Genomic DNA, 26,187 nt, shown 5'->3' with positions numbered 1-26,187 from the left:
CGGGTCAAAATGTTGGAGGAAAAAAATGTCCGAGATCACCATCCGCCCACTCGCGCAGTCCGACCACGCGGACTGGCGCCGGCTGTGGACCGACTATCTGACTTTTTATGAGACGAAGCTGCCGGAAGAGGTCTACGCGATCACCTGGAAGCGCCTGTTCACGAACGGCGAGTTCGAGCCGAAGGGTTTCATTGCCACGCTCGACGGCAAGGCTGTCGGCCTCACCCATTATCTCTATCACCGCTCAGGCTGGTCCGAGAAAAACAACTGTTATCTGCAGGACCTGTTCGCCGACCCCGAAGTGCGCGGCAAGGGCGTGGGCGCCGCGCTCATCAAAGCGGTGCAGGACGAGGCCGGCAAGATTGGGGTGAAAAACGTCTACTGGATGACGCACGAGACCAACGCCACGGCGCGTCGGCTCTACGATCATGTGGCGCGGCGAACGGGCTTCATCGAGTACGATCTGCTATAAGGCAATTTGAAAACCCGGAACGAGCTGAATGACCTGCTATGTAGGAATTTTGGACGGTGCCGATGACGTCTGGGGGGTTCGGATACCCGATCTTCCGGGTTGCCGTGGCGGTGGCGCGAGCCCCGACGAAGCGGTTGCCGACGCAGCGCTCGCGACCCGGGAATGGACTGAGATTCGTATTGCGAAGCGCCTGCCCATCCCCAGCCCACGTACATTGGCTGGTCTGCTGAGATCAGGCGAAATCGACTGCATCTCAGGTGGGTCCGCCGTGGTCATTGGTTAGAGATAGCCGATGTTCATCCCCTTCTTCCTCGAACTGAAGGCCGCGCGGGTTCCCGTTTCGCTCAGGGAATATCTGTCGCTGCTGGAAGGGCTGGAAGCCGGGCTGGTCGATTATGACGTCGAGGCTTTCTACTACCTCGCGCGCTCGGCCCTGGTGAAGGACGAGCGCCATATCGACCGTTTCGACCAGGTCTTCGCGCATGTCTTCAAGGGCGTCGAGGCGCTTGGCGGTCCAGACGCCGTCGACGTCGCCAACATCCCGGAAGAGTGGCTGCGCCGGCTGGCCGAAAAGCATCTGACCGAGGAGGAGAAGAAGCTCGTCGAGGCTTTGGGCGGCTTCGACAAGCTAATGGAAACCTTGAAGCAACGCCTTGAGGAACAGAAGGGCCGCCACCAGGGCGGCTCGAAATGGATCGGCACCGGCGGCACCTCGCCCTTCGGCGCCTATGGCTACAACCCCGAAGGCGTGCGCATCGGCCAGCACGAGAGCCGGCATCGCCGGGCGGTGAAGGTTTGGGACAAGCGCGAGTTCAGGAATTTCGACGACACCGTCGAGCTCGGCACCCGCAACATCAAGGTAGCGCTGAAGCGGCTGCGCCGTTGGGTGCGCGAGGGCGCGGAGGAGGAGTTCGACCTTCCCGGCACCATCCACGCCACCGCCGAGCACGGCTATCTCGACGTCAAAACGCGGCCCGAGCGGCGCAACGCGGTGAAGCTTTTGATGTTCTTCGATGTCGGCGGCTCGATGGACGACCATATCCGCGGCGTCGAGGAGCTGTTCTCGGCCGCGCGCGCCGAGTTCCGCCAGCTCGAATATTTCTATTTCCACAATTGCCTCTACGAGCGCGTCTGGAAGGACAATCGGCGGCGGCTGGCCGAGACGATCCCGACCTTCGACCTGATCCACAAATACGGGCCTGACTACAAGGTGATCGTCGTCGGCGACGCCTCGATGAGCCCCTACGAGATCGCCCATCCGGGCGGCTCGGTCGAGCATTGGAACCCGGAGGCCGGCAGCGTGTGGCTGGCGCGGCTCTTGCAGCAATGGCCGAACGCGATCTGGCTAAACCCGGAAGCCGAGAAGAACTGGCGCTACACGCATTCGATCCAGTTGATCGGCGACATCTTCGGCGGCCGCATGTTCCCGCTGACATTGGCCGGGCTCGAAGCGGCGACAAAGCAGTTGTCGCGCAAGCATTAGCTCGCTTTCGCTGGCAGCGTTTGTAACAAATGCCTATGTTTCGGCGAATACCCGTTGCAAGCAACAACGAGCCGCCAAGGCCGAGGAGATTCCATGGACACCCACGCCTATCCCGTCACCCGCACCGACGCCGAGTGGCGCGCCCGGCTGACGCCGGAGCAGTATGCCGTGATGCGCAATCACGGCACCGAGCGCCCCGGCAGCTGCGCCCTGCTCTACGAGAAGCGCGCCGGCACCTTCTACTGCGTCGGCTGCGACCAGCCGCTGTTCGAATCCAAGCTGAAGTTCGAGAGCGGCACCGGCTGGCCGAGCTTCAACGATCCGGTCCCGGGCTCGATCGACACCACTGTCGACCGCAGCTACGGCATGGTCCGCACCGAATGCCATTGCGCGCGCTGCGGCAGCCATCTCGGCCATGTCTTCGAGGATGGCCCGCCGCCGACCGGCCTGCGCTATTGCATCAATGGCGTGGCGCTGCGCTTCGAGCCGGCAGCTTGAAGCCTCGTGAATGACGTCGCAAAGGGCGGCCTCGGCCGCCCTTTTTCATGCGAGCTCAGAGCATGACGCCGAAAAGCGCGAAGCGGTTTTCGGGCGACATCATGCTCTAGACGATGGCCGTCGCGATCAACCAGAGCGCCGAGCCCAGCATCATCAGTTGCGCCTTGAAACCCCCGACCTTCTCCGCGGTCCGCCAGACGGCGACCGTCAGGAAGATGGTGTAGGGAACGGGGAGAAAATGCACCGCCAGCACCAGCCAGAGCGGCAGCTTCAGCCCAAGCAGGACCAGCGCCAGCGCCGAAGAGGCGATGCTCACGATCGTCCCGACAAGCAGCATGTCGCGCCAGAACAGCCGGTCGAGCGGCGCTTCGCCCCTCCAGCGTGAGCGCAAGAAGCCGGCTTTGTGATCGATTAGCGCTGTCACGCCCGTGGGGTCGAAGTCACCCATCAATCAAGCCTCGTTGAGCGGAGCGCCGAAGGTTTCGGCGGGATGATGCTGCGAAATTTGATGCTGATGCCGCAGAAATCCGCCGCCAAAACCTGTACGATCACAGACACGTGACCCATATCGTATTCTGTCGTTTTCGCCGCAACACCCAGGAGTTCGGAATGAGCGATCAGGTCTACAACGTTCTCTTTCTCTGTAATGCCAATTCGGCCCGCTCGATCATGGCCGAAGCCATACTTAACAAGCTCGGGGCCGGCCGCTTCAAGGGCTATTCCGCTGGCTCGCGACCGAAAGGCACCGTCCAGCCCCGTGCGATTCAGTTGTTGGAGAGCATGGGCCACGACACGTCGTTTGCCCGGTCGAAGAGCTGGGACGAATTTTCAGGGCCGGACGCACCGGAGATGGACTTCGTCTTCACCCTCTGCGACACCACAGCGAATGAAAGCTGTCCGGTCTGGCCAGGCCATCCGATGACCGCGCTTTGGGCTGTCCCCGATCCCTCCAAGGCCAGTGGCACTGAAGCCGAGCAGCATTTCGCTTTCGCCGAGGCTTATCGCATGGTCGGCAACCGCATCGCGCTGTTCACGAACCTGCCGATAACATCGCTCGATCACTTGGCCCTGCAGCAGCGTCTGGATGAAATCGGCCGCGATGGGCGGCGGCGAGCTGAAAGCGCGTAAGAGCAGCGGTAGGCAGTCAATCTTACGGCAGGCCTTCGTCTCCGAGCACCTCGACGACGGCCCGTTCGAAGCGCGAGCATTCGTTCGCCAGCCAGTCGGCCATCGCCGGCCAGTTGTCCTCGGCATAGCAGTTGACGCGCCACAGTGAATTGATGCCGAGATTCTGGGCGCTTTGTTCCGGCTTGAGTTTCAGCCTGGCTTCGATCGCCGGCTGGAACGGCTTCAGCCGGGACCAGGAGTCCGTGGCACCGAATTTTTCGTTACGCCCGAAGAAGACGCCGACATGGCTCTGCGCCGGCGCGACATACATCGAAAGCACCAGCGCGAAGTCAGGCAGCCCGCGTTGCCAGAACCACGGTCCGCGCCGCGCGAGCCTGGACCTCTCTTCCGGGTGCCGCTCGGCGAACAGCGCCCAGAAGCCGCGATGGCGGAACTCCGAGGCGCGACGGCCGCCGAAGTCGAATTCACTCATGGCCGGCCTCCGGCCATGAGGCTTACGCCATGCCGAGGGCGGCCTTGTAGAGGTCCAAGATCGACTCTTCTTCCTGGCGCTCGGCCTGGTCCTTCTTGCGCAGCCGCACGATCGTGCGGATCGCCTTGGTGTCGAAGCCGGTGCCCTTGGCTTCGGCATAGACGTCCTTGATGTCGTCGGAGATCGTCTTCTTTTCTTCCTCGAGCCGCTCGATGCGCTCGATGATGGTGCGCAGCTGGCCGGCGGCTACAGTCTGGCTGGTCTCGGTGATTTCGTCGGCCATTTTTCTCTCCGCGTCTTCTGGAGCCATGGCGATTCCCGCCACGGCGAATTGGAGCGGGTTCCCTGCCCGAGCGGGCGCGGCGGGTCAAGACACTTGTCGAGCGGCTGTGGACGGCTGCTGTCAGCCGCCGTTCAAAATCCCGATCAGGCTGTTATTTGAAGGCGACCAGCAGATCCTTCGCATCGATCTGGTCGCCGGCCTTGACCAGCACCTCGGCGATCTCGCCGTCGCGTTCGGCATGAAGCGCGGTTTCCATCTTCATCGCCTCAATCGACAGCAGCACATCGCCAGCCTTGACCGCCTGTCCGGCCGCCACGGCAAGCGCCGACACCACGCCGGGCATCGGCGCGCCGACATGCCCCTCATTGCCGGGCTCGGCCTTGCGGCGCGCCTTGGCGGCGGACGCGCCATGCGCCCTGTCCGGCACCTTGACGCGGCGCGGCTGGCCGTTGAGCTCGAAGAACACGGTGACCATGCCTTTGTCGTCGACATCGCCGAACGCCTGGCAGCGAACCACCAGGGTCTTGCCCTTCTCGATATCGAGGAAGATCTCGTCTTCCGACTTCATGCCGTAGAAATAGGTCGGCGTCGGCAGCACGCTCACCGGCCCGTAGGTCTCCTGCGCCGCGGCGAAGTCGGTGAACACCTTCGGGTACATCAGCCACGACGCGAACTCGTATTCCGAGAGCTTGCGGTCGAGCTTCGTCTCGATGTCCTTGCGGCTGGCCTTGAGGTCGGCTGCTTTCAGCAGCGAGCCGGGCCGAACGGTGATCGGCTTCTCGCCCTTCAGAGCCTTCTTCTGCAGCGCTGCCGGCCAGCCGCCTGGCGACTGGCCGAGATCGCCGCGCAGCATCGACACGACCGAATCCGGGAAGGCGATATCCTTGGCCGTATTCTCGACGTCGGCAACGGTCAGATCCTGGCTGACCATCATCAGCGCCATGTCGCCGACCACCTTGGACGACGGCGTCACCTTGACGATGTCGCCGAACATCAGGTTGACGTCGTGATAGGCCTGCGCGACCTCATGCCAGCGCGTCTCCAGCCCAAGCGAGCGCGCCTGTTCCTTGAGGTTGGTGAACTGGCCGCCCGGCATTTCGTGCAGGTAGACTTCCGAGACAGGTCCCTTGAGATCGCTCTCGAAGGCGGCGTACTGGTTGCGCACCGCTTCCCAGTAGAAGGAGATGCGGCGGATCCACTGCGGATCGAGGCCGGGATCGCGCTCGGTGCCCTTCAGCGCCTCGACGATCGAGCCGAGGCAGGGCTGCGAAGTGTTGCCGGAGAAGGAATCCATCGCCGCGTCGATGGCGTCGGCGCCGCTCTCCACCGCCGCGAGCACCGTCGCCGCCGAGAGGCCTGACGTATCGTGCGTGTGGAAATGGATCGGCAGGTCGGTCGCCTCGCGCAGCGCCCTGAACAGCACGCGCGCCGCGGCCGGCTTCAGCAGGCCGGCCATGTCCTTGACGGCAACGATATGCGCGCCGGCGGCCTCCAGTTCCTTGGCCAGCCCGACATAGTATTTGAGGTCGTATTTGGCGCGCGCCGGATCGAGGATGTCGCCGGTGTAGCACATCGCCGCTTCGACCAGCTTGCCCTCGGCGCCCACCGCGTCCATGGCGACGCGCATGTTCTCCACCCAGTTCAGGCAGTCGAAGACGCGGAACAGATCGACGCCGCCGCTAGCCGCTTGGCGGACGAAATGCTGGACGACATTGTCGGGATAATTGGTGTAGCCGACACCGTTGGCGCCGCGCAAAAGCATCTGCAGCAGAAGGTTGGGCGCCGCCTCGCGCACCTTGCTCAGCCGCTCCCATGGATCCTCGGTGAGGAAGCGCATGGCGACGTCGAAGGTGGCGCCGCCCCAGCATTCCAGCGAGAGCAACCGCGGCAGCGCCCGCGCATAGGTGCCGGCGATGCCGACGATGTCATGCGTGCGCATGCGCGTGGCGAGCAGCGACTGGTGGCCGTCGCGCATCGTGGTGTCGGTGACCAGCACCTGTCGCTGCTCTCGCATCCAGGCCGCGAATTTTTCCGGGCCGAGCGCATCGAGCCTCTGCTTGCTGCCGTCCGGGATATGGCCATTGAGATAGGGCACCACCGGTGCCGCCGCATTCGCCTTCGGCATCGGCCGGCCGCGCGTCTCGGGATGGCCGTTGACGCTGACATCGGCCAGGTAGTTGAGCAACTTGGTGGCGCGGTCCTGCCGCTTCACCTGCTCGAACAGTTCCGGCGTCGTGTCGATGAACCTGGTCGTGTAGGAATTGTCGGCGAAGCGCGGGTGGTTGATGATCGCTTCGAGGAAGGTGAGGTTGGTCGCGACGCCGCGGATGCGGAACTCGCGCAGCGCCCGGTTCATGCGCGAGATCGCCTCGCCGGGCGTCGGCGCCCAGGCCGTCACCTTTTCGAGCAGCGGATCGTAGAAGCGGGTGATGACCGCGCCCGAATAGGCGGTGCCGCCGTCGAGCCGGATGCCGAAGCCGGCCGCTTCGCGATAGGCGGTGATGCGGCCATAGTCCGGGATGAAATTGTGCTCCGGATCCTCGGTGGTGATGCGGCACTGCAGCGCGTGGCCGTTGAGCCTGATGTCCTGTTGCGCCGGCACCCCCGATTCCGGCGTGCCGATGGCAAAGCCGTCGAGGATGTGGATCTGCGCCTTCACGATGTCGATGCCGGTCACCTGCTCGGTGACGGTATGCTCGACCTGGATGCGCGGATTGACCTCGATGAAATAGAACTTGCCGGTGTCGGCGTCCTGCAGGAACTCGACCGTGCCGGCGCCGATATAGGCGGTTTCGCGCGCGATCTTCAGCGCATGGCCGCAAAGCTCCTGGCGCAGCTTCTCGCTGAGATAGGGCGCCGGCGCGCGCTCCACGACCTTCTGGTTGCGGCGCTGGATCGAGCAGTCGCGCTCGAACAGGTGCACGGCGTTGCCGTGGGTGTCGCCCAGCACCTGCACCTCGACATGGCGGGCGCGCTCGATCAGCTTTTCGAGATAGACCTCGTCCTTGCCGAAGGCCGCCTTGGCCTCGCGCTTGCCTTCCACGACCTCGCGCGCGAGGTCGGCCTCGGCGCGGATGGCCCGCATGCCGCGGCCGCCGCCGCCCCACGAGGCCTTGAGCATCACCGGATAGCCGATTTGCGCGGCGAGCTTCTTGACCTCGTCCATGTCGTCGGGCAGCGGATCGGTTGCCGGCACGACCGGCACGCCGACCTCGATCGCCAGGTTGCGCGCGGCGACCTTGTTGCCCAGCCGGCGCATCGTTTCCGGCTTCGGGCCGATGAAGGTGACGCCGGCCTCGGCGCAGGCCTCGGCAAATTCCGGGCTTTCCGACAGCAGCCCGTAACCGGGGTGGATGGCGTCGGCGCCCGACAGCCTGGCGACCCGGATCACCTCCTCGATCGACAGGTAGCTTTCGATCGGACCCATGTCCTTGGCCAGATGCGGTCCGCGCCCGACCTGGTAGCTCTCGTCGGCCTTGAAGCGGTGCAGCGAATATTTGTCCTCCTCCGCCCAGATCGCCACGGTTTTGAGGCCGAGCTCGTTGGCCGCGCGGAACACGCGGATGGCGATTTCGGACCGGTTGGCGACGAGGATCTTCGTGATGGCCAAGGACTGGGCTCCAGCAGCGTAAGGGAAGATGAACCGGCGCAATGATTAGCGTGAAAATGCTGCACTGCAAACAAATTTGAGCGACACCTAAAACGATTTAAGTCGCTTGTTTGCGTCAAACTGTTATTGCCGTTCTTCGAGCGCGCGACGCGGAGCTTTCCGGTCGGCCTCCACCCGCAAACGAAAATGCCCGGCGCGTGCGCCGGGCATTTCCGAAAAGTCGGCTCAAGCATGCCTCCCGAAAGTGCGCAGCGGTTCGGGACAAAGACATGTTTGAAACGAAAGACCTGAAGCAGGTCTCGCGACCTGCTTTAGGGTTTGCCGGCTTATTTCTCGAAGTAGCTGTACTTGCCGTCGTCACCCTTCTTCCATTCATAGATGACATAGTCAGGACGGGTGATGTCGCCCTTGGCGTCGTAGCCGATGTCACCGATGGCCGTCTTCCAGGTGTTGGCCCTGATCGTCTCCGCAACCTTCTGCGCGTCGTCGGCCGAGCCGGTCTTGGCGATGGCCTGGGCGATGATCTGCACCGCGGCATAGGAGTAGAGCGTGTAGGCTTCCGGTTCGAAGCCGTTGGCGCGGAACTTCTCGACCACTTCCTTGGCGGCCGGATTCTTGCGCGGATCCGGAGCGAAGGTGTTGAGCGTGCCGGCGACGGCGTCGCCCGCGATCGAGGCCAGTTCGTTGGAGACGATGCCGTCGCCCGAGAACAGCGGCGCCTTCAGGCCTTGGTCGGCCGACTGACGGATGATCAGGCCGGCTTCGGTGTGCAGGCCGCCCCAGTAGATGAGCGTGACGCCGTTTTCCTTCATCTTGGCGATGAGGGCCGAGAAGTCCTTGTCGCCGACATTCACGCCTTCGTACAACACTTCCGTGATGCCGTTGGCGTTGAGGTTTTTCTTGGTCTCATCGGCGAGGCCCTGGCCATAAGGCGTCTTGTCGTGGATGATGGCGATCTTGGCGTCCTTGAAGTTCTTGGCGATGTAGTCGCCGGCCACCTTGCCCTGCTGGTCGTCACGACCGCAGGTGCGGAAGGTGTTCCACATGCCGCGCTCGGTGAACTTCGGGTTGGTCGCGGCCGGCGTGATCTCGAGGATGCCGTTTTCCTGGTAGACTTCCGAGGCCGGGATCGACACGCCGGAGTTGAAGTGGCCGTCGACATACTTGACGCCGTCGGCGACGAACTTGTTGGCGACCGAGATGCCCTGCTTGGGGTCGGAGACATCGTCGCCGATCTCGAGCTTGAGCTGCTGGCCATTGATGCCGCCCGCCGCGTTGATGTCGGCGATCGCCTGTTCCGCGCCCTTCTGCAGCTGTGCGCCGAACGCGGCGTTCGGGCCGGTGATCGGACCGGCGACGCCGATCAGGATGTCAGCGGCCCACGCGCTGCCGCTGAACGCGACGAACGCGGTCAGCGCAACGGCGGACAAGAGTGATTTTTTCATTGAAACGCTCCCATTTACGGAGTGGGCGTGGATGATACTTTCATGCGATGCCCACCCTTATCGCAGAAAGCATAGAATGCCGATTTTCAGGCACTTGTCACGCCGATTCATGTCCGAACGGCGCAATGGTGAACGTCAACCTTTCGGTTTCCAGCTTAACAATGAAGCTCTTTCATAGAGCCAGTTATACTGTGTGACCATCTGGTTGGTGCGCGTGTATTGATAGCCGAGAAAGCCCAGGATCATCAGCACGATGGTATCGATGATATAGTAATGCAGCGAGAACATTGTGCCGTCGAACAAGGCGTGATGGATGAACCTGATGCCGACGCCGAGACCCAGCATGTAGAAAAACAGCTGAACGTAGGTGCTCCAGGTCTGAGCGGCGGCCTTGCCGGTCATCCATGCCGCCCAGCCGCCGAGCAGGCAGGTGACGAACAGGAACTGCCAGATCGAGGCTTCTTCGTAGATAATGCCCTGCATGATTGATGTCCTCGATCTCAGTGATGTCCGCCTTCGAGATAGGCGGCGCGCACTTCCGGATTGGCGAGCAGTTCCTTGCCGGTGCCGCTCATCGTCACATTGCCGTTGACCATGACATAGCCGCGCGTGGCGAGCTTGAGCGCCCCAAAAGCGTTCTGCTCGACCAGGAATACAGTCAGTCCCTGCGTCTTGTTGAGCTCGCGGATGGCGTCGAATATCTGCTTGACGATCAGCGGCGCGAGACCAAGCGACGGCTCGTCGAGCAGAAGCAGTTTCGGCCGCGCCATCAGGGCGCGCCCGATCGACAACATCTGCTGCTCGCCGCCCGACAGCGTGCCGCCGCGCTGGGCGATGCGCTCCTTCAGCCGCGGGAACAGCGTGAACACCTTCTCGACGTCCTCGTCGTAGTGCTTGAGGTTGTCGAGGCTGGCGCCCATCTGCAGGTTTTCCATCACCGTCATGCGCGGGAAGATGCGGCGTCCTTCCGGCGACTGGGCGATGCGCAGGCGGGCGATCTCGTGCGTCGGCATCTGTGTGATGTCGGCGCCGGCGAAGGTGATGCTGCCGGTACGCGCGCGCGGCGCGCCGAAGATGGTCATCATCAATGTCGATTTGCCGGCGCCGTTGGCACCGATCAGCGCCACGATCTCACCCTGGTTAACCTGCACGTTGACGCCATTCAGCGCCCGGATGTTGCCGTAGTAGGTTTCGACGCCCTTGATGTCGAGCAGCGTTGTGCCGGCCATTATTTACGCCCTCCACGTGTCGCGGGCTTGGCCGCCACTTCGTTCGCCAGCGCCTTCGCCTGGCCGATCCAGTCTTCGCGGGCAATACGCCCGTCAAAGGCGAGATAGGCTTCCGCCGCGTCGATGTCGGCCTTCTTCCAGGCGGCGATCTGGTCGAAATGGAAGATGCCGTGCTCGTTCAGCTTTCGCTCGTTGACCGGGCCGATGCCCTTGATGCGGATCAGACTGTCCGCCTTGCCGCCACGCGGCGCGTCGAGGCGATTGGAGATGCCGCCGGCTTTCGTGGCCGGGGCCTTTGCGATTGCCTTTTTCGCCGGCGCTTTTGCGGCCGGCTTCCTCGCCGCCGGCTTCGTCGCTGCCGGAGCCGCGATCGGCTTGCTGGCGATCGCCGCGGCGCGCGCATCGACCTGCGCCGCTTTCGAGGCGCCCTTCGACACCGTGACCCGCTCGCCCTCGCCGGCGTGTTCGACGCTGTCGGAAACCGGCCCGGCCATCATCGAAGCGGAATTGCCCGGTCCGTGCGCGGAGTCGGGGCCCGTATCGAGCTGCTCGATGACATCCTCGTCGCCGACTTCGGTCAGCACCGTCTCGACTTCCTCGTCGTCGACGCCGAGATAGGCGGCGATGACGCGCGGATCGGTACGGACCGATTCCGGATTGCCGTCGGAAATCTTGCGGCCGTATTCGAGCACCACGACGTGATCGGAGATCTGCATCACCACCGACATGTCGTGCTCGATGAGCAGGATCGACGTGCCGGTGCTCTTGATGCCCATCAACAGCTCGTTGAGCGCCGCCGATTCCTTCGGATTGAGGCCGGCGGCCGGCTCGTCAAGGCACAGAAGCTCCGGCCCTGTGCACATGGCGCGCGCGATTTCCAGGCGCCGCTGCGCGCCATAGGGCAAGTCGCCTGCGGGATCGTCGGCGCGATCGACAAGATCTGCCTTCTCCAGCCAGTGCCTGGCGAGATCGATCGACTCGGCCGAGGCCTGGCGATAGCTCGGAAAGCCGAACAGGCCGAGGAGAGTATAGCCCGAAGCCTTCATCAGCTTGTTGTGCTGCGCGACCAGAAGGTTCTCCAGCAGCGTCATGCCCGAGAACAGGCGGATGTTCTGGAAGGTACGCGCCACCTTGGCGCGCGCAGGGATCTCATGGTTGGGCAGGCGTTCGAGCAGATAGGTCGAGCCGTCGTTCCGGTTCAGCGTGATCATGCCTTCCGACGGTTTGTAGAAGCCGGTGATGCAGTTGAACACCGTCGTCTTGCCGGCGCCGTTCGGCCCGATCAGCGCCGTGATCTCGCCGCGCCTGGCCTGGAACGACAGGTCGCCGATAGCGACCAGGCCGCCGAATTTCATCGACAAATGCTCGACCTGCAGAATGAAGTCTTTCGAGGAAGGAGTCGCGTTCATCAGCCGTGTCCCTCCTTGGTGAAGGAGCTTGAAACCGCTCTTCGCTCCTTCAGGAAGGCTGTCGGCTCGCGGCTGCCGACGAAGCCGCGCGGCTTCCACAGCATGACGATGACCATGGCCATGCCGAACAGAAGCATGCGGTAGAGTTCAGGCGTGAAATCGGGACCGAAGACCCGTTTCAGGAAGTCGAGCTCTCGCAACGCTTCTGTGCCGCCGATCATCACCAGCGCCGCCACGGCGATGCCGACCAGCGAACCCATGCCGCCGAGCACGACGATGGCGAGGACAATCGCCGATTCCAGGAAGACGAAGGATTCGGGGCTGACGAAACCTTGCCGTGCGGCAAAGAACGAGCCGGCGAAGCCGCCGAACATGGCGCCGGTGGCGAACGCCGTCAGCTTGGTGGTGGTGGTGTTGATGCCGAGCGAGCGGCAGGCGATCTCGTCCTCGCGTAGCGCTTCCCACGCCCTGCCGACCGGCAGCCGGCGCAGCCTGATGGTAACGAAGGCGGTCAAAAGACAGAGTCCGAGGATCAGATAGTAAAGGAAGATCTTGTAATAGGCGCTCGATGTGGCGATGTGCAGCACCTTGGCGATGTAGTTCGGATCCGAGACGTTGAACGACATCAGTCCGAAAAAGGAGACCTTTGGAATGCCGGAAATGCCGGCCGATCCGTTTGTCACCTCGCGCCAGTTGATCAGGACGAGGCGGATGATCTCGCCGAAGGCAAGGGTGACGATCGCCAGATAGTCGCCACGCAAACGCAGCACCGGAAAGCCGAGCATGACGCCCCAGAAGGCGGCCATGCAGCCGGCGGCGGGCAGCAGGATCCAGAACGACAGACCGAAATGCGTGCCGAGCAGCGCATAGGCATAGGCGCCGACGGCATAGAAGGCGACGTAGCCCAGATCGAGCAGGCCGGCGAGGCCGATGACGATGTTCAGCCCCCAGGCCAGCATCACATAGATCAGGATCTGTATGCCGAAATTGTCGACCCACTTCAGAGAGCCCTGAAACCCTCCCGCCATCGATCCTGTTACGAGCGCAAGCACCAGCACGACGACGATCGGATAGAGCGCCAGCGCGCTGATGCCCAATGCCGAGAAGTGGGCGTGGATGAAGGCCCGGAAATAATACATCACCCAGGCGACGGCATAAATGATCGCCAGCGCCCGCACAAAGCGTGCGTAGCCGGCAAGGTCGGGTCCGAGCAGCCCGTCAAGCGAGCCGGCCAGCACAAACAGCAAGGCTGCGACAACGACCGCGGCTATGAAATAAGGCATCCTGAAAAAGCGTGCCGCCATGGTGTCGGGCAGCAGGCCTGTGTCGATGTCGGCGATCTTCAGGCTGGCCACGAAGGGCTGGCCATAGGCGACATACAGGAAGCGGCCCACGGCAGTGGCGATGACCACCAGGGCAAGCAGGCCCCAGCGCTGCACCAGGATCAGTTCGTTGGAGATATTCTGGTCGGTCCTGAGACCGATGAACAGCACGAACAGGCCGAGCGAGATGGCGCCTGCATAGAGCGCTTCGCGAAAAGCGCGCTGGACTGGAGTAGCGACGGCGTCGCGCTCCGAAGACACGGTAACGGCCATGAGGATCAGACCTTTTCGACTTCAGGCCGGCCGAGGATGCCGGAGGGCAGGAAGATGAGCACGATCGCCAGGATCGAGAAGGCGGCGACGTCCTTGTAGTCGATCGAGAAATAGGCCGACCACATGCTCTCGATGAAGCCGATGAGCAGTCCTCCGAGCACCGCGCCGGGCAGTGAGCCGATGCCGCCAAGCACAGCCGCCGTAAAGGCCTTCACGCCCGGCACGAAGCCGTCCGAGAACACCACGACGCCGTAATACATCAGGAACAGCGTGCCGGCGACGGCAGCAAGGGCGGCGCCCATGATGAAGGTGATGGAGATGGTGCGGTCGACGTCGACGCCGAGCAGCGCCGCCATCTTGCGATCCTGCTCGCAGGCGCGTTGGGCCCGCCCGAGCGCCGTCCTGTTGACGAGGTACCAGAAGATCGCCAGCAGCGCGGCGGTGACCAGCACGATGATGATCTGCTTCAGCGAGATGCTGATGCCGTCGATCGTGTAAACCTGCGACACCATCGGCGGGATCGGCTTGTTGCGCGGGCCTTGCGTGACCTGCACGAAATTGGACAGCGCGATCGACATGCCGATGGCGGTGATCAGCGGCGCCAGCCGGAACGATCCGCGCAGCGGCCGATAAGCCACTTTTTCGATCGTCCAGTTGTAGAGACTGGTGAGCAGCATCGCCACGATCATCATGATCAGAAGCGCCACCACGACCGGCACCGAATAGAACAATGCGCCAAGGATCAGGAAGACAATGAGCGCGGTGAAGGCGCCGACCATGAAGATGTCGCCATGCGCGAAATTGATCATGCCGATGATGCCGTAGACCATCGTATAGCCGATCGCGATCAGGCCATAGATCGACCCCAACGTCAGCCCATTGATAAGCTGCTGGACGAAGTACTGCATATTTAAGCGGCTCCCCTGGAATGTCGCTTTTGAGGACGCATTCCTTTTCGTATTTCCCCTAGTCGTAAAGTTTCGAGCCCGGATTGCAACGTGATTTTTCAATCGCTCTGCGTGGTTTGGAAGCACGCCGTCCGATTGCCCGTTTTTTTCGCGCCCGACCCCTGGACTATCGCGGACCGTAGCATTGGCACAACGCAATGTCTTTGACGATTCAACCTTATGATGGGCCTCATGTCGAAGAAATCGGCGTCAAAATAAGTTGATGAGAAGAATTCTTGCAAGAACCGAGGCGCTGCTTTTCAACCGCCGCGCCTTCCGTTGGGTGAGGTTTGCGCCATCTGTGACGGCCATGTGACGGCGAGACGCCTTCGGCGGAAGACGCCGCGCCGAAGTGGAAAAGCCTTGAGGCGACGTCTCAGCAAGCGGAGCCTCCCTCTCCATTGAGACTGTGCTTTTCGAGCGGCGGCAGCGATGTCGGAAGCGGCCCGGTCTTTGCGGATTTCACCATCCTGGCGACGGCGGTCATCGCCGGCCACGGTGTCGCCCTTTGCCCGATCGAGGTCTTTCGCGAGGCGACTGGTTCCGCGATCAGGTGTCGGCGAAAGCGGAAACCGAAGCCGAAGCGCCTGCCGGCTGATCGTATCAGGTGACGACGAAGCCGTGCGCGAACGGATCGCGGTCGTCGATGAAGATCGTGTTCAGCCCGGTCATGCGGGCCCAGCCGCCGATCGAAGGGATGATCGCCGGCTTGCCGGCGATGCTGACCTCTTTTTCGACCCTGCCCTTGAACAGCGAGCCGATGATGGATTCGTGGACAAAACTGTCGCCGGGCTTGAGCCTGCCCTTGGCATGGAGCTGCGCCATGCGTGCCGAGGTGCCGGTGCCGCAAGGGCTGCGGTCGATCGCCTTGTCGCCATAGAACACGGCGTTGCGGGCATCGGCTTCGGCATGCTTCGGCTTGCCGGTCCACAGCATGTGCGACAGCCGGTTGATGCCGGGATTCTCCGGATGCACGAAGGAGTATTTCTCGTTGAGGCGCTGCCGCACCACCGGGCTCCAGGCGATGAGGTCGCCCGCCGAATAGTCGGCCATGTCCCGGTAATTCTGCTGCGGCTCGACGATGGCGTAGAAATTGCCGCCATAGGCGACGTCGACGCTGATCTCGCCGAGCACCGGGCATTCGACGGTAAGGCCTTCGGCATGGAGGAAGGACGGCACGTTGGTGATGCGCACCTCCTCGACATATTCGCCGACCTGCTTGTATTCGGCGATGACAAGGCCGGCCGGCGTGTCGAGCCTCAGCACGCCTGGCGTCTTCGGCTTCACCAGCCCATGCTCGATCGCCATCGTCACCGTGCCGATGGTGCCGTGGCCGCACATCGGCAGGCAGCCCGAGGTCTCGATGAACAGGATGGCGATGTCGCAGTCCTCGCGCGTCGGCGGATAAAGGATCGAGCCCGACATCACGTCATGGCCGCGCGGCTCGAACATCAGCCCGGTGCGGATCCAGTCATATTCGGCGAGGAAATGCGCCCGCCGCTCCATCATCGTCGAGCCCTCGAGCAGCGGCCCGCCGCCGGCGACAAGGCGCACCGGATTGCCGCAGGTGTGGCCGTCGATGCAGAAGAAGGATTTTTTGGCCATGACCATTCCTGACTGTCAGAACCGCTGCGGATTGAAAGGGGTGAGATCGAGCGGCGGAGTCTGCCCGAGAACGAGATCGCGGATCAAGCGACCGGTCGCCGCCGACTGGGTCAGGCCGAGATGGCCGTGCCCGAAGGCATAAAAGACATTCGGCGCGCGCGCCGCGCCGATCACCGGCAAGGAGTCCGGCAGCGACGGGCGATAACCCATCCACTCGCGGCCGCCCGACGAATCGAGCCCGGGCAGGAAACGCTTCGCCTTCTCCAGCATCGCCTTCGAGCGGGCGAAATTCGGCGGTCGCTCGATACCGCCGAGTTCGACGGCGCCGCCGACGCGCAGACCCGTTTCCAACGGCGTGATGACGAAGCCATGCCCGGAAAAGATCAGCTGCCGCTTCACGTCGAAGGCGGACACCGGCAGCGTCGTGTTATAGCCCCGCTCGGTTTCGAGCGGGATGCGGTCGCCGATATTTCTTGCCAGGAGATGCGACCAGGCGCCCGCGGCGATCAGGAGTTTCTTTGCCCTCCGCCTGGTGCCGTCGGCTAGGACGATCGTCGCTCCGTTTGCGTCCGCTTCCACGCGTTCGATACGCGCATGCTCGAAACGGGCGCCGAGCTTTTCCGCATAAGCCCAGACCGCCTTGCCGAGCAGCTTGGGGTCGGCGACCGTTTTCCAGCCTGGCACGAAGGTGCCCTTGACGAAGCGCGGCGCAAGACCTGGCTGGAGCGCTGCCATTTCTTCGCCCTCGACATGGCGAAAGCCGATGCCGAAGCGCCCGCGCTCGGCCCAGCCGGGCAGCGAGGCACGGAACTCCGCCTCGCTCTCATAGAATTCCAGCGAACCATCCTCGCGCAGCATCGGCCGCGTGCCGGAGCGGTCGAGCAGTCCCATCCATTCGGCTTCGGCGAGCTTCATCATACCGACCTGCGCCGCCAGGCTCGCTTCGTAGTGTTTGGTGGCGCCCGCGCACCAGAAGCGGACCAGCCAGGGCAGCAGCTTGGGCAGATAGGCCGGCGGGATGGCCAAAGGCCCGAGCGGGTCGGCGAGCCATTTCGGCAATTGCCGGATCATGCCCTTATGCGCCAGCGGCAGCACGTCGGAGAAGGCGAAAGCGGCGGCATTGCCGGAGCTCGTCTCTTCGCAGATGCCGGTACGGTCGAAGACGGTGACGCCGCGGCCCGCCTCTGAGAGCAGAGTCGCGGCGCAGATACCGACGATGCCGCCACCGATGATGGCGATGTCTTCCCCTTCTCCCCGTTCACGGGGGTGAGGAGTGTTCCGCGTAGCGGGCGGAAAGCCAATTGCTTGGCTTTCCGAATGACGAACGCCCGCAGCGACAGCGGAGGGCCGCGGCGCCCGAAGGGCGGATGAGGGGCGGCGCCCCTCCTCGGAATTTTTCTGCACGTCAGTGCTGTCCCTTATTCGGCTGCCACCATCTTCTCTGCCGATCGAGGAGAGTCCTGGGGCGACGGCAGCTTCGGCCGCACCGCCAGCGCATCCCGCACGATCTTCTCGACCGCCTTGCGGCGCTCGCCCGACAGCGGCTGGCGCGGCATGCGCACACGGTCATTGGTACCGATCGCCAGCACTTCGGCAAGCTTGATGTTTTGGACCAGATAGGTGGAGACATCGAGGTCGAGCAAGGGCCGGAACCAGCGGTAGATCGCCAGCGCTTCCTCGCGGCGGCCCTCTCTCATCAGTTGGTAGATCGCCACCGTCTCGCGCGGGAAGGCGGTGACAAGGCCGGCGACCCAGCCGATCGCGCCGACCGACAGCGCCTCGAAGGCGAGATTGTCGACCCCGGTGAAGAGATCGTAGCGGTCGCCGAATCTATTGATGATCTCGGTCGAGCGGCGGATGTCGTCGGACGATTCCTTGATGGCGACGAAGCGCTTGTCCGACGCCAGTTCTTCCATCAGGTCGATGGTCACGTCGACGCGATAGGCGAGCCGGTTGGAATAGATCATCACCGGCAGGTCGCCGGCTTCCGCGACCGCACGAAGGGCGGCGACCGTCTCTTGCGGATTGGTGTGGTAGATCGGGCTCGGCACCACCATCAGGCCGTCGGCGCCTTCCTTGGCGGCGCGCTTCGCAATGCTCGCCGCCTCGCGCGTGCCGGGCTCGTTGACGGTCAAAAGCACCGGTTTCTTGCCGGCGACTTTCTGCGCCGTCTTCAGCACTTCGATCTTTTCGTCCGGCGACAGCATCGGCCCTTCGCCGAGCGAGCCGCACACGATGATGCCGTCGCAGCCGGCCTCGATCTGCAGTCCGTAGCAGCGCTCCATCTCGGCATGGTCGAGCCGGTCGTCGGCAGTGAATTTGGTCGTGACGGCGGGGAAAACTCCGGTCCACATGGCTTGTTTCTCCATTGATATATCAGTCGTATATCTATTAAAAGCTGGCTCGTCAACGCTGAATCCATTATGATATATGAAAAATATATCAGGAGCCTGCCATTGATCTCCCCACTGATATCCGCTGACACGAACGCGGCCTTCGAGCCGGCGGCGACCAAGGCCTACCGCGCGCTGGAGCATATGATCGTCACGCTTGAGCTGGCGCCGTCGAGCTTCGTCACCGAAGGCGCGCTGATCGAGCGGCTGGGTCTCGGACGCACCCCCGTGCGCGAGGCGATCCAGAGGCTCGCCTGGGAAGGACTGCTGGATATCAGGCCTCGCGCGGGCATCGCGGTCGCGCCGCTTCACGCCGGCGACTGGCTGCGGGTGCTGGATGCGCGGCGCGGCATCGAGGTGGTGCTCGCCCGCTCGGCCGCCCGCTTCGTCACCCGCGAGGCCGCCGACCTGTTTCACGAGGCGGCCCTGGCCATGCAGAAGGCAGTGATCTCCGGCAACGTGCTTGCCTTCATCCAAGCCGACAAGGCGCTCGACGAGGCGCTGGCAATCGCCGCCGACAACCCCTTCGCGGCGCGCGTGGCCGCCCCCTTGCAGACGCACAGCCGCCGCTTCTGGTATCGCTACAAAGCCGACACCGGGCTGGCCGAATCAGCCGAGCACCACGTGGCGCTGATCCGTTCCATCCTCGACGGCGACGAGGAAGGCGCCGCCAAGGACGCCAAGAAACTGATGGCGCTGCTGCGCGGTCATGCCGAGGTGGCCGCTACGCGCTGAGCGGGTCAGCGCCTGCCCGAGGCGTCCTCAGCCTCCCGGCTGCCACACCATAGCCCAGCCGCTTCTCCTCGAATGCCGCTGCCAGCGTCTTCCGTGGTGCAATTTGACGCTCGACCGGAGGAACCGTTGTGGCTCACCCCAGCTCCCTGGCGACTTCAGGCGCCTGGCATGGCTGCCGCGATCGTAGGGCTGTCCCAACCCTCGCCCACGGAAAGGATGCAGCTTTGCCCCTTGGTGTCGGAGGCAAGCACGGTCCAGCTGCCCTGATCCGACACGAAGATTTCGAGCACAACGTTGGGATTGATCAGGCCACGCCCGGCCTCGCTTTCGTGGAACTTGTCGCCGAGCGACTTGATGATGTCGGCGCGCGGAGCGCATTGCGTCGCCGCGTTCGCCGACGCCGATCCACCGGTCACCACCGCCGCCGCCAGCATTGTCGCCATAAGAAATCGTTTCATCTGACACCTCCTCGCGCCAGACGCGAACCCCGGCTGCCACCGGCGCTGTTTGATTTGCCTGCACGCATGGCAGGAATACAGCCTAAGACGGAGGGTGGTCTGTTGGTTCCATCACAGGGCGATGGAATTATTAGAAGGTGCGGATGCTCTCCTGGCGCGATGCACCAGAATTCATGCACCTGAAGTTGCGCTTCGCTTTTGGCGGCGTGAGCTGGACGGTGCAAAGCTGGTGGACGAAAGCCGCAGCATTCCACCTGCATCCATAAAAAGAAGGCGCGGCTTGCACCGCGCCTCCCCAATGTTGGCTTGGACGACCTGTCCGGTCAGTTCATCGTCGGGATGACGAATTCCGCACCGTCCTTGATACCGGACGGCCAGCGCGACGTAACCGTCTTGGTCTTGGTGTAGAAGCGGAAGGCGTCCGGACCATGCTGGTTGAGATCGCCGAAGGACGACGCCTTCCAGCCGCCGAAGGTGTAGTAGGCGATCGGAACCGGGATCGGCACGTTGACGCCGACCATGCCGACCTGGACTCTGGATGCGAAGTCGCGCGCCGCATCGCCGTCGCGGGTGAAGATGGCGACGCCATTGCCCATCTCGTGGTCGTTGGCGAGCTTGATCGCGTCCTCGTAGCGCGGCGCGCGCACCACCGACAGCACCGGCCCGAAGATCTCTTCCTTGTAGATGCGCATGTCGGCCGTCACGTTGTCGAACAGGCAGCCGCCCATATAGTAGCCGTTCTCATAGCCCTGCATCTTGAAGCCGCGACCGTCGACGACGAGCTTGGCGCCTTCCTTGACGCCGATATCGACATAGCTCTTCACGCGCTCCAGCGCTTGTGCCGTCACCAGCGGGCCGAAATCGGCCGCCGAATCGGTCGACGGACCGACCTTCAGGCTTTCCACGCGCGGCACCAGCTTCTCCATCAGCCGGTTGGCGGTGTCGTTGCCGACCGGGACGGCCACCGAGATCGCCATGCAGCGCTCGCCGGCCGAGCCGTAGCCGGCGCCGATCAGCGCGTCGACCGTCTGGTCCATGTCGGCGTCGGGCATGATGATCATGTGGTTCTTGGCGCCGCCGAAGCACTGCACACGCTTGCCGGCTGCGGTGCCGCGCGAATAGATGTAGTGCGCGATCGGTGTCGAGCCGACAAAGCCGATCGCCTTGATGTCCGGATCGTCGAGGATGGCGTCGACCACTTCCTTGTCGCCGTTGACGACGTTGAGGATGCCGGCAGGCAGGCCGGCCTCGATGAACAGTTCGGCGATACGGATCGGCACGCCCGGATCGCGCTCGGACGGCTTCAGGATGAAGGCGTTGCCGCAGGCGATGGCCGGCGCGATCTTCCACAGCGGAATCATGGCCGGGAAGTTGAACGGCGTGATGCCGGCGACGACGCCGAGCGGCTGGCGCATCGAATAGACGTCGATGCCGGGGCCGGCGCCGTCGGTGAACTCGCCCTTCATCATGTGCGGGGCGCCGATGCAGACCTCCACCACTTCGAGGCCGCGCTGGATGTCGCCGCGCGCGTCGGCGATCGTCTTGCCGTGCTCGCGCGCCAGGATGTCGGCCAGTTCGTCATAGTCGCGGGCGACCAGCTCGAGGAATTTCATCAGCACGCGCACGCGGCGCTGCGGGTTGGTGGCGGCCCATTTCGGCTGCGCCGCCTTGGCGTTCTCGACCGCGGCGCGCAGTTCCGCCTGCGAGGCAAGCGCCACCGTGCCGCGCACGGAGCCGTCCATCGGCTGCATCACATCCTGCTTGCGGCCGCTGGTGCCGGCGACACGCTTGCCGCCGATGAAATGACCGTATTCGATCATGCCTTCTCTCCCTTGTTTGGTGATGATGCATTATCCGCCTTTGCGGCGGCGATGGCAACGCGAGCCAAAACGCAACCGTTGTGCGGAAAATAGACAACGACAATGGAGTGTGCATTAATTGTCGCAAATGACAGGTGCGCTGTCGTCGGGGATTTCCTATGAACTGGGATGACGTCCGCATCTTCCTGGCCGTGGCGCGCGCCGGGCAGATCCTCGGCGCCGCCAAGCGCCTTGAGCTCAACCACGCCACCGTCTCGCGCCGCATCGCCGCGCTCGAGGAGGCGCTGAGGACAAAGCTCTTCCGCCGCCTGACCACCGGCAGCGAATTGACGCCGGCCGGCGAGCGCTTCCTCGACATAGCCGAGCGCATGGAAAGCGACATGATCGCCGCGCGCTCGACCATCGCCGGTGAGGGCGACGACGTTTCGGGCACCGTGCGCATCGGCGCGCCCGACGGATTTGGCGTCGCCTTCCTGGCAAAGCGGCTGGGCGAACTGACCGCGCTGCATCGCGAGCTCACCATCCAGCTGGTGCCGGTGCCGCGCTCCTTCTCGCTGTCCAGGCGCGAGGCCGATATCGCGATCACCGTCGAGCGGCCGACCGAAGGCCGGCTGGTGGCGGGCAAGCTGGTCGACTATACGCTCGGCCTCTTCGCCTCCCGCGCCTATGCCGAGGCCAACGGCCTGCCCAAAACGCCGGCCGAGCTCGGCCGGCACACGCTGATCGGCTATGTGCCGGACCTCATCGTCAGCCCGTCGCTCGACTATGCCGCCGAGTTCAGCCCCGAATGGCGCACCAGCTTCGCCATCTCCTCGGCGCTCGGCCAGGCCGAAGCGGTACGCTCCGGCGCCGGGATCGGCATCCTGCACACTTTCGTTGCCCGTTCGATGCCGGAGCTGGTGCCGGTCGACATCGTCGCGCCCATCCGCCGCGCCTACTGGCTGGTCTATCATGAATCGGTGAGGCCGCTGCGCCGCGTCCAGCTCGTCGCCAATTTCATCACCAAAGTGGTGGAACGCGAGCGCGGACTTTTTGTCTAATCCGCGTCGAGCACGAACGAACTCACCACTTTCCCGGCTTCGTCCGCAAGCGGCGCCCATTTGCGCGCCGCCTCGTCGGCGCTGTCGCCCGTGACCCCGCAATCGACGAAGCCGTAATGCGAGCTGCGCAGCGTCAGCGCGATGCGGGAATGGCCGTAGAAGCTGACATTGTCGTCGGCGTAGTGGAAATCCATGTCGGCGACCCGCACCGGATAGCCGTCCGGAAAATGCGCCAGCCGGTCCTGGCTGAAGCCGGCCGACTGATAAGCGACGCCGATCATGGTCTGCCAGTTTTCCGCCGACCAGTCCTTCTCGATGAATGCCCTGGGATCGGGCGGATTGTCCGGGGCGGTCGGGTCGTAGAGATTTTGCGACACCCTGCAGGTTAGGCCTTCTTCGCCGGATTTGACCTTGAGCCGCATGGTATTGCCAAAGGTGGTTTCGCTCGTCCATTCCTCGGGATAGGTCAGCGAAAAGCCGTGCTCCTTGTCGTGAACGGTCTTGTCCGCGGCAAACGCCACCGGGGTGCAGGTCAGATATGAGGCCGCCGCCGCAACAAGAAAAACACGCATCCCAAAGTCCCCTCGCCGCGTCCGATCCCTATCACAGCCAGTTGGTTGTTGCCGCCTTGCCTCCGCCACAAATTCGGCGACTGTGGCGTCAGCGCGCTTCGCCATGCCATGATGGAGCGCTAACGCGTGTCGCCCAGAAGTGTGCAGCGGTTCTGGGACAACGACATGCATCAAAACAAGGACCTAAAGCGCGTCGCCTGAATCCGTTTCAGCGCGACGCGCTTTAGAGCAATTCCAGGAAAAGTGTGAGCGGCTAGGCTCGGCGCCTTTGCCGTAGCCTTCCGTCTGGAATTGCGTCAAAGCAAGGAGATAGAGTGTTCGCCGTTTCCGTGAAACGGTGAAACGCTCTGGGGACAATCTTCGGAACGCCGGCGGAGAAATGCGAGCCGTACTTGCGATTTTGCCGCTGATTTTTCTGTCGGACTGCGCCAACCCTTGGACGAAGGTTCCGGAAGCGGAGCTGCCGAAGCCGATCCGCTACGCCATGGCGCGCCCCTCGCCTTTCGTCATCGGCAATTATTGCGGCCCGGGCACCCGCACCGGCGATCTGTCGGCAAAGCCGGTCGACCGTCTCGACGCCGCCTGCCAGGTCCACGACGCCTGCTACATTGCCCGGCACAATCATTGCGACTGCGACGGAGCGCTTGTCGCCTCCGCGAGGACGATCCGCGACGACCGGACGGCGCCGCGCAAAATGCGAAACGAGGCAGAATTGCTGATCGCCACCTTCGCGTTTCCGGTCTGCAGGATCTTTCCGCAAGGCTTCATGCCGCCGCGCAACCCGGCCCAGCTCAAGGCCATGAACGGGGCAACTGGATGAGGCTCGGGTCGGCCTTAACCAGGGCGTTGCTTGGACTGGCGCTGGCAGCGCTTGCCGGTTGCGCCGGCATGCCTGGGCATTCGGCCTGCGCCTTCTTTCCAGGCGACGGCGCCTGCGGCCGCTTGCCGGTCTCGGCGGACAGCAGCGGCGCCGAGATAGCCGGAGCTCACTACTTCGCAGGCGACGGCAACAGCGCCTATGACAAGCAGTTCCAGGCGCTGCTCGCCCAAAGCCGCCTCGATGCGCTCGACCGCGCCAACGGCACCGGCCGTTTCGGCCGCGACTGGCGAGATGTCCAGAACAGCGGCTTCCACACGACCTATCCGACACTGCAACGGCTCGCCAAACCGCTCGACGGCACCGAGCTGACGCCGACACGAGGCGAGCCGGGCGAAGGCCGGTTCACCGGCCGTTGGCGCATGTCGCGCCAGACGCTCTATCTCGATGCCGCCGCGCGGCCCTCGGCGCCCAAGACCTTCAGCTTCTCCGGCCTGCAGGCGCGCTCGGTCGAGATCGTGTTGCGCCAGGCGGGGCACCTGCAAGTCGACATCGGCGGCACCTGCAACGGCCCGCTCGCGATCCGCGCGTCGGGGCGATCCATCACCGTCGCCGCGGCCTCCCCATTCCATCTAAGCCTGCCCGTCGCCGAAACCTCCGTCGGCCTGTTTCCGGACCAGGCGCTGACCCGCTGCGATCTGCGCGTCGGCTCCACCCTGGCGCCGGCCGGCGCGCCGCTGACCTTGCTGCGCGAGGAGACCGCCGACCCCTGGATCGCGAAGCTCGACAGCCGCTACGACCGCTGCCCGGTGCCCGACCCGGCGGGGATGGAGGAACTCGACCGCGTTTTTTATGCCAGCCGCTGGCTGTCGCAGACCTGCGCGCTGGCGCTGGGGTCGCCGACCCTGCTGCGCAAATCGCGCGACGGCTTCAACGCCAAGGTCGAGGCGCTGCTCGGCCGGACACTGCCCGACAGCGCCTTCGACAAGGCCGACCCAGAACTGCCGCTCGACTTCTCAAGCGCGCCGAAACTTAAGCTGATCTATTTGTCGTCGCTGGAGTTCAAGGCGGATTTCTCCGGCCGCATCATGGAGCGGCTGATCCGCCATCATGCAGCGCTTGGCACCAAGGTGCGCATCCTGGTGACCGACGTGCTGGAGCGTGAGAAGGACGACGCGCTGCTGCACCGGCTCGCGGCTGAGTTCCCTAACGTCCAATTACAGGAATATCGCTGGCAGGCGGACCACGGCGCGCCGTTCGACGAGCAGATCTCGCAGTTGCACAAGGTTCACCATATCAAGATGCTGGCGACGTTGGCCGAGCATCCTGGACGCTCGCGCGTGATCATCGGCGGCCGCAACATCCATGACGGCTTTCTGTTCCACAAGCCCGTCGACCTGACGCGCTATCCGGACCTGGAGCAATACGGCAAGACCGACGGCTTCTCGCTGAATTACTATTCCAACTGGAGCGACTTCGACATCGAGATCGCCGACCCGGCGACCGTCGAGACGTTGGCCGCGCATATGTCGACAATCTGGCTGCGCGACGCCGACACCAACCTGTCGCGACCGTTTTCCATTCCGGTTCCCGGTGGAAGCCCGCGCGGCGTGGCGCGGCATTTCATTTCCGTGCCTTACGAGGACGGGCACGCGCTGGAAGCCTATTTCGTCGAACTGATCGACACCGCCGAGCATCGCATCGAGATCGTCAATCCGTACCTTAACCTGACGCCGGATATCGCCCGGGCCATCGACCGGGCGCTGGCCAGGGGCGTGAAGATCGACGTCGTCGGCCGTATCGACCTCAAGGGCGATATCGGCGGCCGCTTCCTCACCGCGCTCAACAAGCTGTTCGTCGAGAAATATGGCGACCGCATCGACATCCGCGAGTTCAAGGCGCCGGACGTCGTGCTGCATTCCAAGATCATGATGATCGACGAAAGGCTGGTCGCCATCTCCTCGGTCAACCTCAACAACCGCAGCTTCTTCCATGACTCGGAAAACGGCATGGTCGTGCTCGATCCGGCTTTCTACCGCCGAATGAAGCCGGTCTATGACGATTACCTCGCCCATTCGCGCCCGGTCGCCACCAATGTCACCATCGGCTGGGCCTACCGGCTGCTGTTCAGCGACACCTGGGTCAGGGAAGCGTTTTGAACACCACCACTCGACAG

General features: G+C 63.6%; 25 protein-coding genes. 9 read left to right on the top strand and 16 right to left on the bottom strand.

Translation table 11 applies throughout. From position 1 onward, the window contains the following. The first annotated feature begins 25 nt into the window (after positions 1 to 25). The 4 genes from FJ957_RS15925 to msrB all read left to right on the top strand — a co-directional run bounded on the left by FJ957_RS15925 (position 26) and on the right by msrB (position 2,453). On the top strand, positions 26 to 472 hold the full coding sequence (locus tag FJ957_RS15925) for a GNAT family N-acetyltransferase (protein WP_140832879.1): 447 nt from the start codon (positions 26 to 28) through the stop codon (positions 470 to 472). Positions 473 to 500: 28 nt separating this feature from the next. Next, positions 501 to 755, top strand: coding sequence for a type II toxin-antitoxin system HicB family antitoxin (locus tag FJ957_RS15920; protein WP_140832877.1), 255 nt, complete (start codon positions 501 to 503; stop codon positions 753 to 755). A 9-nt stretch (positions 756 to 764) separates the two neighbouring features. Beyond that, complete coding sequence (locus FJ957_RS15915; protein WP_140832875.1) at positions 765 to 1,955, top strand: VWA domain-containing protein; 1,191 nt, start codon at positions 765 to 767, stop codon at positions 1,953 to 1,955. 93 nt (positions 1,956 to 2,048) lie between these two features. Then, complete coding sequence (gene msrB / locus FJ957_RS15910; RefSeq protein ID WP_140646549.1) at positions 2,049 to 2,453, top strand: peptide-methionine (R)-S-oxide reductase MsrB; 405 nt, start codon at positions 2,049 to 2,051, stop codon at positions 2,451 to 2,453. 106 nt (positions 2,454 to 2,559) lie between these two features. Here msrB and FJ957_RS15905 read toward each other — a convergent pair whose 3' ends face one another. Beyond that, positions 2,560 to 2,901: a hypothetical protein gene (locus FJ957_RS15905; protein ID WP_140832874.1), complete on the bottom strand. Its 342-nt coding sequence runs from the start codon at positions 2,899 to 2,901 to the stop codon at positions 2,560 to 2,562. 161 nt (positions 2,902 to 3,062) lie between these two features. Between FJ957_RS15905 and FJ957_RS15900 the strand changes: the two genes are divergently transcribed. Beyond that, a complete protein-coding gene (locus FJ957_RS15900) occupies positions 3,063 to 3,581 on the top strand; it encodes an arsenate reductase ArsC (RefSeq protein ID WP_140832872.1) in 519 nt (172 codons plus the stop codon). Between the two features lie 22 nt (positions 3,582 to 3,603). Here the strand turns inward: FJ957_RS15900 and FJ957_RS15895 are convergent, their stop codons facing one another. The 12 genes from FJ957_RS15895 to FJ957_RS15835 form a co-directional block, all read right to left on the bottom strand. Then, a complete protein-coding gene (locus FJ957_RS15895) occupies positions 3,604 to 4,053 on the bottom strand; it encodes a hypothetical protein (protein WP_140832870.1) in 450 nt (149 codons plus the stop codon). Positions 4,054 to 4,075: 22 nt separating this feature from the next. Next, entirely contained in the window at positions 4,076 to 4,336 is a 261-nt protein-coding gene (locus tag FJ957_RS15890; RefSeq protein ID WP_095767239.1) for a DUF2312 domain-containing protein, read from the bottom strand. Positions 4,337 to 4,487: 151 nt separating this feature from the next. Continuing rightward, the gene (pyc, locus tag FJ957_RS15885; RefSeq protein WP_140832868.1) at positions 4,488 to 7,946 is read right to left on the bottom strand and encodes a pyruvate carboxylase; all 3,459 of its coding nucleotides are present in this window, start codon (positions 7,944 to 7,946) and stop codon (positions 4,488 to 4,490) included. Between the two features lie 326 nt (positions 7,947 to 8,272). After that, a complete protein-coding gene (locus FJ957_RS15880; RefSeq protein ID WP_140832867.1) occupies positions 8,273 to 9,391 on the bottom strand; it encodes a branched-chain amino acid ABC transporter substrate-binding protein in 1,119 nt (372 codons plus the stop codon). A 135-nt stretch (positions 9,392 to 9,526) separates the two neighbouring features. After that, complete coding sequence (locus tag FJ957_RS15875) at positions 9,527 to 9,874, bottom strand: DUF6867 family protein (RefSeq protein WP_140832865.1); 348 nt, start codon at positions 9,872 to 9,874, stop codon at positions 9,527 to 9,529. 17 nt (positions 9,875 to 9,891) lie between these two features. Next, complete coding sequence (locus FJ957_RS15870) at positions 9,892 to 10,620, bottom strand: ABC transporter ATP-binding protein (protein WP_140832863.1); 729 nt, start codon at positions 10,618 to 10,620, stop codon at positions 9,892 to 9,894. Continuing rightward, positions 10,620 to 12,029: an ATP-binding cassette domain-containing protein gene (locus FJ957_RS15865; protein ID WP_140832862.1), complete on the bottom strand. Its 1,410-nt coding sequence runs from the start codon at positions 12,027 to 12,029 to the stop codon at positions 10,620 to 10,622. The genes FJ957_RS15870 and FJ957_RS15865 overlap by 1 nt, the downstream gene beginning before the upstream one ends. Beyond that, positions 12,029 to 13,624 (bottom strand): high-affinity branched-chain amino acid ABC transporter permease LivM, encoded by a 1,596-nt coding sequence (livM, locus tag FJ957_RS15860; protein WP_140832860.1) that lies wholly within the window; start codon positions 13,622 to 13,624, stop codon positions 12,029 to 12,031. Before livM ends, FJ957_RS15865 begins: the two co-directional genes overlap by 1 nt. Positions 13,625 to 13,629: 5 nt before the next feature. Then, positions 13,630 to 14,532, bottom strand: a complete 903-nt coding sequence (locus FJ957_RS15855; RefSeq protein WP_140832858.1) for a branched-chain amino acid ABC transporter permease LivH — start codon at positions 14,530 to 14,532, stop codon at positions 13,630 to 13,632. Between the two features lie 642 nt (positions 14,533 to 15,174). After that, the gene (locus tag FJ957_RS15845; RefSeq protein WP_140832854.1) at positions 15,175 to 16,176 is read right to left on the bottom strand and encodes a 4-hydroxyproline epimerase; all 1,002 of its coding nucleotides are present in this window, start codon (positions 16,174 to 16,176) and stop codon (positions 15,175 to 15,177) included. 15 nt (positions 16,177 to 16,191) lie between these two features. Next, a complete protein-coding gene (locus FJ957_RS15840) occupies positions 16,192 to 17,478 on the bottom strand; it encodes an FAD-binding oxidoreductase (RefSeq protein WP_140833115.1) in 1,287 nt (428 codons plus the stop codon). 116 nt (positions 17,479 to 17,594) lie between these two features. Beyond that, positions 17,595 to 18,530: a dihydrodipicolinate synthase family protein gene (locus tag FJ957_RS15835; RefSeq protein ID WP_140832852.1), complete on the bottom strand. Its 936-nt coding sequence runs from the start codon at positions 18,528 to 18,530 to the stop codon at positions 17,595 to 17,597. A 69-nt stretch (positions 18,531 to 18,599) separates the two neighbouring features. Between FJ957_RS15835 and FJ957_RS15830 the strand changes: the two genes are divergently transcribed. Continuing rightward, positions 18,600 to 19,304, top strand: a complete 705-nt coding sequence (locus FJ957_RS15830; RefSeq protein WP_246680862.1) for a GntR family transcriptional regulator — start codon at positions 18,600 to 18,602, stop codon at positions 19,302 to 19,304. A 155-nt stretch (positions 19,305 to 19,459) separates the two neighbouring features. Here the strand turns inward: FJ957_RS15830 and FJ957_RS15825 are convergent, their stop codons facing one another. Beyond that, on the bottom strand, positions 19,460 to 19,762 hold the full coding sequence (locus FJ957_RS15825) for a hypothetical protein (RefSeq protein WP_140832850.1): 303 nt from the start codon (positions 19,760 to 19,762) through the stop codon (positions 19,460 to 19,462). A gap of 323 nt (positions 19,763 to 20,085) precedes the next feature. After that, positions 20,086 to 21,582, bottom strand: coding sequence for a CoA-acylating methylmalonate-semialdehyde dehydrogenase (locus tag FJ957_RS15820; protein WP_140832848.1), 1,497 nt, complete (start codon positions 21,580 to 21,582; stop codon positions 20,086 to 20,088). Positions 21,583 to 21,740: 158 nt separating this feature from the next. On the opposite strand from FJ957_RS15820, the gene FJ957_RS15815 reads away from it, so the two are divergent. Beyond that, on the top strand, positions 21,741 to 22,622 hold the full coding sequence (locus FJ957_RS15815) for a LysR family transcriptional regulator (RefSeq protein WP_140832847.1): 882 nt from the start codon (positions 21,741 to 21,743) through the stop codon (positions 22,620 to 22,622). Here the strand turns inward: FJ957_RS15815 and FJ957_RS15810 are convergent. Beyond that, the gene (locus FJ957_RS15810) at positions 22,619 to 23,194 is read right to left on the bottom strand and encodes a hypothetical protein (protein ID WP_140832845.1); all 576 of its coding nucleotides are present in this window, start codon (positions 23,192 to 23,194) and stop codon (positions 22,619 to 22,621) included. The two genes, FJ957_RS15815 and FJ957_RS15810, sit on opposite strands and share 4 nt — an antisense overlap. Before the next feature lie 379 nt (positions 23,195 to 23,573). On the opposite strand from FJ957_RS15810, the gene FJ957_RS15805 reads away from it, so the two are divergent. Both FJ957_RS15805 and FJ957_RS15800 read left to right on the top strand, forming a co-directional pair. Further along, on the top strand, positions 23,574 to 24,014 hold the full coding sequence (locus FJ957_RS15805) for a hypothetical protein (RefSeq protein WP_140832843.1): 441 nt from the start codon (positions 23,574 to 23,576) through the stop codon (positions 24,012 to 24,014). Next, the gene (locus tag FJ957_RS15800) at positions 24,011 to 26,170 is read left to right on the top strand and encodes a phosphatidylserine/phosphatidylglycerophosphate/cardiolipin synthase family protein (RefSeq protein WP_140832841.1); all 2,160 of its coding nucleotides are present in this window, start codon (positions 24,011 to 24,013) and stop codon (positions 26,168 to 26,170) included. Before FJ957_RS15805 ends, FJ957_RS15800 begins: the two co-directional genes overlap by 4 nt. The last annotated feature ends 17 nt before the right edge of the window (positions 26,171 to 26,187 follow it).

The organism is Mesorhizobium sp. B2-4-6, from assembly GCF_006442775.1.
Lineage (GTDB): Bacteria > Pseudomonadota > Alphaproteobacteria > Rhizobiales > Rhizobiaceae > Mesorhizobium.
The sequence above is the reverse complement of the archived record's forward strand: the minus strand, read 5'-3'. Positions and strand labels throughout refer to the sequence as shown.